Source organism: Massilia jejuensis, from assembly GCF_042656795.1.
GTDB classification, from domain to species: domain Bacteria; phylum Pseudomonadota; class Gammaproteobacteria; order Burkholderiales; family Burkholderiaceae_D; genus Telluria; species Telluria jejuensis.
On sequence record NZ_JBHSMS010000003.1, the window covers coordinates 59,974 to 71,580 of the forward strand.

At 66.6% G+C, this 11,607-nt stretch carries 13 protein-coding genes; all 13 read left to right on the forward strand.

Annotation, left to right across the window (positions count from 1 at the left end):
- Nucleotides 1-99 precede the first annotated feature (99 nt).
- Nucleotides 100-1,818, forward strand: a complete 1,719-nt coding sequence (fliF, locus tag ACFPOU_RS00365) for a flagellar basal-body MS-ring/collar protein FliF (RefSeq protein ID WP_379715457.1) — start codon at nucleotides 100-102, stop codon at nucleotides 1,816-1,818.
- Entirely contained in the window at nucleotides 1,815-2,819 is a 1,005-nt protein-coding gene (gene fliG, locus ACFPOU_RS00370) for a flagellar motor switch protein FliG (RefSeq protein WP_379715460.1), read from the forward strand. The genes fliF and fliG overlap by 4 nt, the downstream gene beginning before the upstream one ends.
- Nucleotides 2,820-2,838: 19 nt before the next feature.
- Nucleotides 2,839-3,561, forward strand: coding sequence for a flagellar assembly protein FliH (locus ACFPOU_RS00375; RefSeq protein WP_379715463.1), 723 nt, complete (start codon nucleotides 2,839-2,841; stop codon nucleotides 3,559-3,561).
- Between the two features lie 95 nt (nucleotides 3,562-3,656).
- Complete coding sequence (gene fliI / locus ACFPOU_RS00380; protein ID WP_379715776.1) at nucleotides 3,657-4,973, forward strand: flagellar protein export ATPase FliI; 1,317 nt, start codon at nucleotides 3,657-3,659, stop codon at nucleotides 4,971-4,973.
- A gap of 51 nt (nucleotides 4,974-5,024) precedes the next feature.
- Nucleotides 5,025-5,468 (forward strand): flagellar export protein FliJ, encoded by a 444-nt coding sequence (fliJ, locus tag ACFPOU_RS00385; protein WP_379715466.1) that lies wholly within the window; start codon nucleotides 5,025-5,027, stop codon nucleotides 5,466-5,468.
- Between the two features lie 18 nt (nucleotides 5,469-5,486).
- On the forward strand, nucleotides 5,487-6,821 hold the full coding sequence (locus ACFPOU_RS00390; protein WP_379715469.1) for a flagellar hook-length control protein FliK: 1,335 nt from the start codon (nucleotides 5,487-5,489) through the stop codon (nucleotides 6,819-6,821).
- A gap of 159 nt (nucleotides 6,822-6,980) precedes the next feature.
- Nucleotides 6,981-7,496 (forward strand): flagellar basal body-associated protein FliL, encoded by a 516-nt coding sequence (gene fliL / locus ACFPOU_RS00395; RefSeq protein ID WP_379715779.1) that lies wholly within the window; start codon nucleotides 6,981-6,983, stop codon nucleotides 7,494-7,496.
- Nucleotides 7,497-7,534: 38 nt separating this feature from the next.
- Nucleotides 7,535-8,515, forward strand: coding sequence for a flagellar motor switch protein FliM (gene fliM, locus ACFPOU_RS00400; protein WP_379715472.1), 981 nt, complete (start codon nucleotides 7,535-7,537; stop codon nucleotides 8,513-8,515).
- Between the two features lie 15 nt (nucleotides 8,516-8,530).
- The gene (gene fliN, locus ACFPOU_RS00405) at nucleotides 8,531-8,950 is read left to right on the forward strand and encodes a flagellar motor switch protein FliN (protein ID WP_379715475.1); all 420 of its coding nucleotides are present in this window, start codon (nucleotides 8,531-8,533) and stop codon (nucleotides 8,948-8,950) included.
- Nucleotides 8,947-9,672, forward strand: a complete 726-nt coding sequence (gene fliO, locus ACFPOU_RS00410; RefSeq protein WP_379715478.1) for a flagellar biosynthetic protein FliO — start codon at nucleotides 8,947-8,949, stop codon at nucleotides 9,670-9,672. The genes fliN and fliO overlap by 4 nt, the downstream gene beginning before the upstream one ends.
- A complete protein-coding gene (fliP, locus tag ACFPOU_RS00415; RefSeq protein WP_379715481.1) occupies nucleotides 9,662-10,414 on the forward strand; it encodes a flagellar type III secretion system pore protein FliP in 753 nt (250 codons plus the stop codon). The genes fliO and fliP overlap by 11 nt, the downstream gene beginning before the upstream one ends.
- Before the next feature lie 9 nt (nucleotides 10,415-10,423).
- Nucleotides 10,424-10,693 (forward strand): flagellar biosynthesis protein FliQ, encoded by a 270-nt coding sequence (gene fliQ / locus ACFPOU_RS00420; protein ID WP_379715484.1) that lies wholly within the window; start codon nucleotides 10,424-10,426, stop codon nucleotides 10,691-10,693.
- A 13-nt stretch (nucleotides 10,694-10,706) separates the two neighbouring features.
- On the forward strand, nucleotides 10,707-11,567 hold the full coding sequence (fliR, locus tag ACFPOU_RS00425) for a flagellar biosynthetic protein FliR (RefSeq protein ID WP_379715487.1): 861 nt from the start codon (nucleotides 10,707-10,709) through the stop codon (nucleotides 11,565-11,567).
- The last annotated feature ends 40 nt before the right edge of the window (nucleotides 11,568-11,607 follow it).

Here is an 11,607-nt window from a genome sequence, read left to right on the forward strand (position 1 = left end):
TGCCGATCAGGAGGGGAAAGCCCCCCCTGTTCCCGCGTTTGAATGTTGCTCCATGGCTTCATAATTTGACCCTGATCTTCTTTCCCTCTGGAAAATAACATGGCCGTCACCGCCGACGAATTGCTCGACACTCCTGCTGCTCCACAACCGTTCCTGCAAACGGCCATGGGCCGCAACGTCTTGATCGGCGGTGGCGTGGCGGCCGTGCTGGCGGCCATGCTGGCCATCTGGATGTGGAGCAGCACCCCGGACTACCGGGTCCTGTATGCCAATTACAGCGACAAGGACGGCGGCGCACTGACGGCCGCGCTCGACCAGATGGGGGTCAAGTACAAGTTTTCCGAAGGCGGCACGGCCATCCTGGTGCCGGCCGAGCAAGTGCCCGAGCTGCGCCTGAAGCTGGCCGCGCAGGGCTTGCCGAAAGGCGGCAACGTCGGCTTCGAGCTGATGGAAAACCAGAAGCTGGGCGTATCCCAGTTTCTCGAACAGGTGAACTACCAGCGCTCGCTCGAAGGCGAACTGGCGCGTTCGATCCAGTCGCTCGGCTCGGTGGCCGGCGCGCGCGTCCACCTGGCGCTGCCGAAACCGTCGGTCTTCGTGCGCGACCAGCAAAAGCCCACCGCTTCGGTGCTGCTCAACCTGCAATCGGGGCGCGCGCTCGATCCAGGCCAGGTCAGCGCCATCGTGCACCTGGTGGCCTCGAGCATTCCGGAACTGACCACCGGCAACGTCACCGTCGTCGACCAGAACGGCAACCTGCTGTCCGAGCAGCCGAAGGCCAATGCGCTCGGCAAGCAGCTGGACGCCACGCAGCTCAAATATGTCGAGCAGGTCCAGCAGAACATCATCAAGCAGGTCGAGTCCCTGATCACCCCGATCGTCGGCAAGGGCAATGTGCGCGCCGAAGCGACCGCCGAGATCGATTTCGCCCAGGTCGACACGGCCGCCGAAATGTACAAGCCGAACTCGCCGCCCGAGCCGCAGGCGATCCGCAGCCAGCAGACCTCGGAGCAGACGGGCGCGACGACCGGCGCGGCCAACGGCATTCCGGGTGCGCTGTCGAACCAGCCGCCAGGGGTGGCCAGCGCGCCGCTCGAAGGCGGCGCTCCGGACGGCGCCGTGCCGGCCACCACGGGTCCGGGCGCCAAGACCGCCACCACGAATTACGAGCTCGACAAGACCATCCGCTACGAGCAGCGCCCGATGGGCGGCATCAAGCGCCTGACGGTGGGGGTGGTGGTGAATTACCGCCGCACCGTCGACCCGGCCACCGGCAAGATCAGCGTGAAACCGCTGGCCGCGGCCGACGTGGCCCAGATCAATGAGCTGGTCAAGCAGGCCATGGGTTATTCACAGGCCCGGGGCGACACGCTGAACGTGGCGAACGCCCCCTTCGACGGTGTCGACCGCCCGGACGAAAACGGCCCGGACTGGTACAAGGACCCGGCCAACCTGCCGCTGGCGATGGAAGCCGGCAAATATCTCCTGATCGTCGCCGTCCTGGCCTTCCTCTACTTCCGCATCCTGCGTCCGCTGCTGCGCCCGGTGGTGCGCAAGTTCGACGAAGCGACCGCGATGCCGGACGAGGAAGCGCCGCAGGAACGCGAGGGCGAGGACGCGATCGTCGACATCGACGGCAAGCCGGTACTGGGACCGGACGGCAAGCCGGTACTGGGACCGGACGGCATGCCGCTCGGGGAAGACGAAGCACCGCGGGAACGCAGTTATCGCGCCAACCTGGCGATGGCAAAGGAGATGGCGCAAAAGGATCCGCGCATCGTGGCAAACGTAATCAAGGCATGGGTGGGCGCGGAATGAGCGACAAGGACAAGGACGGCGTTACCAAGGCAGCGATCCTGATGCTGGCGCTGGGCGAATCGGAGGCGGCCGAGGTCATGAAATTCCTCGGCCCGCGCGAAGTGCTGAAACTGGGCGGCGCAATGGCCGCCATGAAGTCGGTGCAGCATGAACAGGTGGTGAGCGTGCTCGAATCGTTCCGGGATGAAGCCGACGCCCACTCCACCGTCGGCCTGGACTCGGACGAATACATCCGCGAAGTGCTGACGAAAGCGCTCGGGGACGACAAGGCCGCCGTGCTGCTCAACCGCATCTTGGGCGGCAAGGACGCCTCCGGCATCGAGAGCCTGAAATGGATGGATTCGCAATCGGTGTCGGAACTGATCCGCAACGAGCATCCGCAGATCATCGCCACCATCCTGGTCCACCTCGAGCGCGACCAGGCCTGCGAGATCCTGTCCCACTTCACCGACCGTTTGCGCAACGACGTCGTGCTGCGCATCGCCACCCTGGACGGCGTGCAGCCGGCGGCATTGCGCGAACTGAACGACGTGCTGACCAAGCTCTTGTCGGGTAACGAGCACATCAAGAAGTCCTCGCTCGGCGGCGTGCGCACCGCGGCCGAGATCCTGAACTTCATGGCCGGCGAGCAGGAAAGCGCGGTGATGGAAAACATCAAGAACTACGACAACGACATGGCGCAGAAGATCATGGACGAGATGTTTGTGTTCGACAACATCATCGACATCGACGACCGCGGCATCCAGCTGCTGCTGCGCGAAGTGCAGTCCGACATGCTGATCATCGCCCTGAAAGGCGCTTCGCAGGACTTGCGCGAGAAGATTTTCAAGAACATGAGCCAGCGCGCCAGCGAAATGATGCGCGAGGACCTGGAATCGAAAGGTCCGGTTCGCCTGTCGGAAGTGGAAGCGCAGCAAAAGCAGATCCTGCAGATCGTGCGCCGCCTGGCGGACGAAGGGCAGATCGTGTTGGGTGGCAAGGGCGAAGATTCCTTCGTCTGACAGGTAACTTCGGATCGAGATGAGCAAAGACACGCAGGGCGCCTTCAAGCGCTGGGAAATGACCTCCTTCGGCGACGAGCGCCCCAGCTCGCTGGCCGCGCGCATCCAGGCCGAGGAACGGGCGGCCGCGATCGCCGCCTCGGCAGCGGCGGCCGCCCAGGCCAGCGCCGTCCCGGCCGCGCCCGCGATGCAATTGCCGACCGCCGCCGAACTCGAGGCGCTGCGCGAGGACGCGCGCGCCGAGGGCCATGCCGAAGGCCTGCAGGAAGGCCGCGCGGCCGGCCACGCCGAAGCCCTGGAAGCGGGCCGCCAGGAAGTGGCCGCCGAGATGGCGACCCTGCGCGCGGTGGCCGCCACCTTCAGCGGCGCCGTCGCGGCCGCCGACGAAACCATCGCCTCCGATGTGCTCGAGCTCGCCTTGCACCTGGCGCGCTCGATGGTGCGCACGGCCTTCACGGTGCGTCCGGAACTGATCATCCCGATCGTGCGCGAAGCCATCGACTACCTGCCGGTGCTGCAGCAGCCGGCCACCCTGGCGCTGAACCCTGACGATATCGAGATCGTGCGCGCCGCCCTGGCCGAAGAACTCGACAAGGGCGGCTGGCGCGTCGTCGCCGATCCGCAAGTAGGCCGCGGCGGCTGCAAGGTCGATACCGCCAGCAACCAGATCGACGCCCAGGCCAGCGCGCGCTGGACGCGACTGGCGCATGCGCTGGGCAAGAACGTCGAGTGGCTCGCATAGTGCGCTCCCCGTCGGACGCCATCCTCGACCGCCACACGGCGCGCTGGAAGTCCTACCTGGCCGACTGCGATGCGCTGATCGGCTTCGTCGAACCGATGCAGGTGTCGGGCCGGGTCACGCGCGTGGCCGGCCTGGTGATGGAATGCGTCGGCCTGCGCCTGGCCGTGGGCAGCGCCTGCACCATTCCGCTGCCGAACGGCGCGAAGATCGAGGCCGAAGTCGTCGGCTTCGAGGGCGAGCGCCTGTTTCTGATGCCGCAATCGGACGTCGAAGGCGTGGTGCCCGGCTCGCGCGTGTATCCGGTCGAAACCCCGGTGCCGCGTCCGGGCACGGTGACGCACCCGCGGCGGCGCCCGAGCGACCGCGCGCGCCACCTGCCGGTCGGCATGGCCCTGCTGGGCCGCGTGGTCGACGGCGCCGGCCGTCCGCTCGACGGCAAGGGGCCGCTCGGCACCGATGAAGTCGCGCCGATCAACGCGCGCCCTGTCAATCCGCTGGACCGCGCGCCGATCAAGGACACGCTGGACGTGGGCGTGCGGGCGATTAACGCCATGCTGACCGTCGGCCGCGGCCAGCGCCTGGGCCTGTTCGCCGGCACCGGCGTCGGCAAGTCGGTCCTGCTCGGGATGATCGCGCGCTACACGACGGCGGACGTGATCGTCGTCGGCCTGATCGGCGAGCGCGGCCGCGAAGTCAAGGAATTCATCGAGCAGATCCTGGGGCCGGAAGGCATGGCGCGTTCGGCGGTGGTGGCCGCGCCGGCCGACAGCCCGCCCCTGATGCGGCTGCAAGGGGCGGCCTATGCGACCGCGATCGCCGAGCATTTCCGCGACCAGGGCAAGAGCGTGCTCCTGATCATGGATTCGCTGACCCGTTACGCGATGGCCCAGCGCGAAATCGCGCTGGCGATCGGCGAGCCGCCGGCGACCAAGGGCTACCCGCCCTCGGTGTTTGCCAAGCTGCCGGTGCTGGTCGAGCGCGCCGGCAACGGGCTCGAAGGCGGCGGTTCGATCACCGCCTTCTATACCGTGTTGTCGGAAGGCGACGACCAGCAGGATCCGATTGCCGACGCCGCACGCGGTATCCTCGACGGCCACATCGTCCTGAACCGGCACCTGGCCGAAGCCGGCCACTATCCGGCGATCGATATCGAACAGTCGATCAGCCGCGCCATGCACGGGATTACCTCGCATGCGCACCAGCTCTCGGCGCGCAAGCTCAAGCAGCTGTATTCGCGCTACCAGCGTTCGCGCGACCTGATCAGCGTGGGCGCCTATGCGCCGGGCAGCGACCCGGTGCTGGACCAGGCGATTGCCCTGAATACGCAGATCGAAGAATTCCTGTGCCAGGAAATCCACGAAAACACGAATATGGGCCAGAGCTTGGGGCAATTGACCTCTCTGTTCAGCTGATCGGGTAAATATTGCCGCGGGTATACTTTACTCAACCAAGCTTAATTACCCATGGCAAATACATCCGCACTTGACACCCTGATCGAGCTGGCCCAGCGCGATTCCGACGACGCCGCCAAGCGGCTCGGCGCGGCCTTGAAGGGGGTCGAGGAAGCGCAGCAGAAATTGCAGATGCTGCTGGGCTACCGCGCCGATTACGCGAACCGGCTCGACCAGGCGCAGATGGCGGGCATCACGCCCTTCGCCTACGCCAATTTCGTCGCCTTCGTCGGCAAGCTCGATAACGCAATCAATGGCCAGCAAGAAGTACTGAAGCACGCGACATACAAGAGCGAACTGGAAAAGACGGCGTGGCAGGATAGCGAGCGCAAGCGCCTGTCCTACCGCACCCTGAACGAACGCGCCGCCGCCGAAGCCTTGAAGATCGAGAACAAGCGCGACCAGAAGATGATGGACGACCACGCGGCGCGTACCGTCCGCCGCACCAATAGCTGACCAACCGCCCAGGCCACCATGACGATGCAGACCAATTCCCTCCCGATCCAGCTGACCGGCCCCGCCGCCCCGGTCCCGGGCGCGCGCAACAACGCGCCGGGCAATACCGACGGCGTGAACTTCAGCACGGCGCTCGCGCAACAGATCGCCCAGCGCCAGGTCGAGCAGCGCCAGCTCGAACAGCGCCAGTCGCCGGTCGCGCCGCAGCCGCAGGCGGCCACGGCGCAGCAGAGCACCCCCGCGCCGAAGCAGGCCGCCGCCAGGGCACCCGCGAACGAAGCGAAAGCGGCGCCGCGCGAGATGGCCGGCCAGGCCGCCAGGGAACCCGGGCGTCCCGCCGGCAAGGAAGAAACCGCGGCCGACCAGGCCGCGCCGGCCGACGCCGGGACGACGCTCGCGACCGGCGACGGCGGCGAGGACGCGCCCGCCTCGGCCGATGCCAGGGCCGCCGATGCCGTGGTCGACATGCTGGCGCTGGTGGCCAGCTTCCACCAGGTCCAGCAGGCCGCGGCGCCGGCCGCGCCGGCCGCGCCGGCGGCCCGGGCGCCCGCCGTGCAGCCAGACGCGCTGCTGGCCGGCATGCAGGACAAGCCCGCCGGGGGCGCCGAGCCGCTCGTCCGAGGCGAGGGCGCCGCCACCCTCGCCTCGGTCACCCCGGTCACCGGGGCGCCGCAGGACAAGGCGCAAGCGGGCATCGACCTGCGCGCGCTCGACACGGGCAGCGCCGCCGAAGCGGCAAGGCTGCCGGCGCAGGACGCCGATTTCGCCGCCGCCCTGCACGAGAGCACGACGCGCGCTGCCGGCATGACGGAAACGGCGCCCGGCAGCGAAGCCTTGACCAGCCTCGCTGCCCAGGCCACCGCCCTGCAGAGCGCGCAAGCGGCCGGCAGCGTCCCGACGGATCGCCTGAGCGCGCGCGTCGGCACCCCGGCCTGGGACAACCAGGTCGGCCAGAAAGTGATCTGGATGGTTGGCGGCGAAGACCAGAGCGCGACGCTGGAGCTCAATCCGCCCGACCTCGGCCCCGTGCAGGTGGTGCTCAACGTGTCGAACGACCTGGCCAGCGTGACTTTCTCCTCGCAGCAGCTGGAGGTGCGCCAGGCCCTGGAAAACGCCCTGCCGCGCCTGCGTGAAATGATGAACGAGAGCGGCATTGCGCTCGGCAACGCGACCGTGGATGACGGCGCCGCGAGCCGCCAGGGCCAGGATGGACAGCCGTCGGGACGTCCGGGACGCGGCAATGGTGGCAATGGCGCCAATGGACATGGCGGCGACAGCGCCCTGGCCGACGCCGCGCCGCGCCGGCGCACGGGCATGCTGGGCGGGGCCGGGGCGGTCGATACCTTCGCTTGAACCGGCAGCGGGTGTTCCGGGTCCGGCCGCCGCACATAGGCCGAGCTAACCCGGCTTCCCCTCTCTTTTCGAAGCTTGCCGCAGCGCACTTTTTCTCGATAATGACATCATCATGCAACCCCATCAGGCACCAGAGGCAACTTGAAAGCGAATCCGAAAATGAAGGCGGACCCGAAGGCAGAGGCAGCACCGGCATCAGGCTCGAAGAAGAAACTGATGATCATGGCGATCGCCGGCGTGCTCGTGCTCGGCGGTGGCGCCGGTGCGGGCTGGTACTTCCTGCAAGGCGGCGGCGATGCCGAGGCGGCGCAGGCGCAAGAGACGCCGAAGAAGAAGAAAAAAAAGGACAAGGAAGCGGTGAAGGCCGAGTATGTGCCTGTCGAAGCGTTTACCGTGAACCTGCAGCCCGAGAACGGCGACCAGTACCTGCAAGTGCAGTTCACGCTGCAGGTCGGCGGCCCGGAACAGGTCACCCTGGTCAAGGACAACATGGCCAAGATACGCAGCCGCGTGCTGCTCCTGCTCTCTGGCAAGAAGGCATCGGAAATCAATACGGTGGAAGGCAAGCAGCAGCTGGCGGCCGAGATCAAGGCCGTGGTCCAGGTGCCTTTCGACGAGGATGGCGACGAGCAGGATGTGTCGGACGTGTTGTTCACCTCGTTCATTATCCAGTAAGTAATGAATATCCAATAAGCATCCAGTAAAGAACCGACATGGCCGATAATTTCCTCTCACAGGAAGAAGTCGATGCCCTCCTCAAGGGGGTCAACGGCGATCAGGACGATATTTCCGCGCCTGAAGACACCTCGGGAGTGCGCACCTATAACCTGGCGACCCAGGAGCGGATCGTGCGCGGCCGGATGCCGACGCTCGAGATCATCAACGAGCGCTTCGCGCGCTTGCTGCGCATCGGCCTGTTCAATTTCCTGCGGCGCAGCGCCGAAGTCTCGGTCGGTTCGGTCCGGGTCTCCAAGTACAGCGAATTCATCCGCAACCTGGTGGTCCCGACCAACCTCAACCTGATCCACATGAAGCCCTTGCGCGGCACCGCGCTGATGGTCTTCGATCCGGGCCTGGTGTTCCTGCTGGTCGACAACCTGTTTGGCGGCGACGGGCGCTTCCACACCCGCGTCGAGGGCCGCGACTTTACCCAGACCGAGCAGCGCATCATCATGCGCATCCTCGATGTCGTCTTCGAAGCCTACGGAAAATCGTGGGAACCGGTGTATCCGATCGAGTTCGAATATGTGCGTTCCGAAATGAACACCCAGTTCGCCAACATCGCGACGCCGAATGAAGTCGTGGTATCGTCCACCTTCACGATCGAGCTCGGTCCGGTATCGGGCCAGATCCACTTCTGCATGCCGTATTCGATGATCGAGCCGATCCGCGATACGCTGACCTCCAGCCTGCAGGGCGAGGCGCTGGAAGTGGACAAACGCTGGATCCGCCTGATGACGCAGCAGATCCAGGTCGCCGAAGTGGAACTCGTGGCCGAACTCGGCCACGGCAAAGCGAACTTCGACGAGATCCTCAACATGAAAGTCGGCGACGTGATTCCGATCACGGTCCCGGAAGCGATCCAGGCGACGGTGGACGGCGTGCCGGTGATGGAATGCTCTTATGGCGTCTTCAACGGCCAGTACGCGCTGAAGGTCGAGAAATTGCTGGCCAATAGCGACAGCTTCAAGTAATTCAGGAGAACCACCATGTCCGACAACCAAGACGACCAATTCCTCGACGACGACTGGGGCGCCGCGATCGCCGAGCAGGCCGCCGCCGAGGCCGCCGCACTGCAAAAGCAGCAGACCGCCAGCGCCGCCGTGTTCCAGGACTTCGGCACCAAGAACGTGCGTCCGGACACCCCGAACGACATCGACTTCATCCTCGACATCCCGGTCCAGCTGACGGTGGAACTGGGCCGTACCAAGATCGCGATCAAGAACCTGCTGCAGCTGGCCCAGGGCTCGGTCGTCGAGCTCGACGGCCTGGCCGGCGAGCCGATGGACGTCCTGGTCAACGGCTGCCTGATCGCCCAGGGCGAGGTCGTGGTCGTGAACGACAAGTTCGGTATCCGCCTGACTGATATCATCACGCCTTCGGAACGGATCAGAAAACTGAATAAATGATGTCGACGCGCGCTACCGCCTGCCCTCCAGCAACGATGTACGCCGCGAGCGCGCTGCTGGCATCGATGTTCTTGCTGCCGATGGGCGCTTCTGCAAGCGGCCCGGCAAGCACGCCGGCGCCTGTCCAGGCTCCGCCGGCCGGCACCACGGCTGCTGCGCAAGGCGCCGCCCCGGCCACAGCCGCGGACACCGCGGTCGCCGAACGCGCCACCACCGCCGGCGCGGCGCCGGCCACGGCCGGCGCGCCCGCCGCGCCAGCATCGGAGGCCGCGGGCACGCCCACGGCCCCGGCCGCGATTTCCGCCCCTCCCGCCCCGCCCGCTCCTTCGGCCGCGCCCGCTCCTCCGGTCCCCATGCCGCAGGCGGCGCCCGGCCCTTCCACCGGCAGCCTGCTGCAGACCATCTTCGCCCTCGTGCTGGTGCTGGCCCTGCTGGCGGCGCTGGCCTGGGCCGCCAAGCGCTACGGCCCGCGCGTGACGGGCAGCTCGGCCCACCTGCGCATGGTGGGCGCCCTGAACCTCGGCGGGCGCGAACGCATCCTGGTCGTCGAAGTGGGCGACCAGTGGATCGTGGTGGGTGCCTCCCCGGGCCGCGTGAACGCGCTCGCGACCATGCCGAAAGGCGATGCTTCGGCGTCCGCCGCCCTCGCCGGCCCTACCCCCTCGGCCTCGAATTTCGCCGACTGGCTCAAACAGACGATCGACAAACGCAATGCAAAGTAAGAAGAAACTCCTGCTGGCGGCCGGCCTGACCTTGCTGTCGCTGGCGCCGCTGGCGGTGCTGGCCGCGCCCGGCGTGCCGGCCTTCACCACCGCGCCGAGTCCCGGCGGCGGCACCACCTATACTCTGCCGGTGCAGACGCTGCTCCTGATGACGGCGTTCACCTTCCTGCCGGCCGCGCTGCTGATGATGACGAGTTTTACCCGCATCATCATCGTGCTCTCGCTGCTGCGCCAGGCGATCGGCACCCAGACCGCGCCGCCGAACCAGGTGATGGTGGGCCTGGCCCTGTTCCTGACCCTGTTCGTGATGGGCCCGACCTTCGACAAGATCTATACCGAAGCCTACCTGCCCTTGCAGGAAAACCGGATCCAGATGACCGAGGCGATGAGCCGCGGCGTCCAGCCGCTGAAGGACTTCATGGTCAGGCAGACGCGCCAGTCCGACCTCGCCATGTTCGTCAAGATCTCGCGCACGCCGGCGCTGCAGGGTCCGGCGGACATTCCGCTGCGCGTCCTGATCCCGGCGTTCGTCACCAGCGAATTGAAGACCGCGTTCCAGATCGGCTTCGCCATCTTCATACCGTTCCTGATCATCGACATGGTGGTCGCCTCGGTGCTGATGGCGATGGGGATGATGATGATGTCGCCGGCCGTGATCTCGCTGCCGTTCAAGATGATGCTGTTCGTGCTGGTCGACGGCTGGCAACTGCTGCTGGGCTCGCTGTCCCAGAGTTTCAACTAGGGACGCCCGATGACTCCGGAAACCGTCATGACGATGGGCCGCACGGCCATGGAAATCACGCTGCTGGTATCGGCGCCGCTGCTGCTCATCGCCCTCATCATCGGCCTCGTGGTCAGCATCTTCCAGGCCGCTACCCAGATCAACGAGGCGACCCTCTCCTTCATCCCGAAACTGGTCGGCGTCTTCATCGCCCTGGTCGTCGCCGGGCCCTGGATGCTGTCCGTCATGCTCGACTACATGCGCCAGGTGTTCAGCGGCATTCCCGGCATGGTCAGCTGAGTTTGTCCGCGCCGTGCTGACGCTCACCTCGGTCGAGATCAACGCCTGGATCGCGGGCCTCCTGTGGCCGCTCACGCGCATCCTAGGCATGATCGCCTCGGCCCCGCTGTTCGGCCACGCCAGCGTGCCGAACCAGGTGAAACTCATCCTCGGGGTGCTGCTGGCCCTGATCATCGCCCCCACCGTGCCGGCCATTCCCGCGCTCGACCCGATGTCGTATGCGGGCCTGCTGATCCTGGTGCAGGAACTGCTGGTCGGCCTGGCGATGGGTTTCGCCATGCGCCTCGTGTTTGCCGCCATCGAGTATGCCGGCGAACTGGCCAGCTCGACCATGGGCTTTTCCTTCGCTTCCTTTTTCGACCCGACCACGCAGGGCCGCTCGGCCGCGATCAGCCAGTTCCTGTCGATGGTGGCGACCATGGCTTTTCTCGCCGTCAACGCCCACCTGGTGCTGCTGGCGGCGCTGTCGGAAAGCTTTGTCAGCCTGCCGATATCGGCCACGCCCCTGTCCTCGGCGGCGCCGCTCGAGCTGGCGCGCCTGGGCAGCCGCATCTTCTCGGCCGGCCTGCAGATTGCGCTGCCGATCATCGCCGCCCTGCTGATCACCAACGTCGCGCTCGGCATCCTGACGCGCGCCGCGCCCCAGCTGAACATCTTCGGCATCGGGTTTCCGATCACGCTCGGGGTCGGCATGCTGACCCTGAGCGTGGCCATGCCCTACCTGAACACGCCGATCCAGAACCTGTTCAACGAGGGGATCGAGGCCGGACGCCGGATTCCGCGCGCGGCGGCCGAACGCGTGCCGCCGGCCCTGGCACCGCAGCTACCCGTGCCCGCGCCCGCGCCCGCGCCCGCCGCACCCGCCGCACCCTGATTCCAGCCTGGCGCAACGCACGCGGCGTGCGGCAAACCAA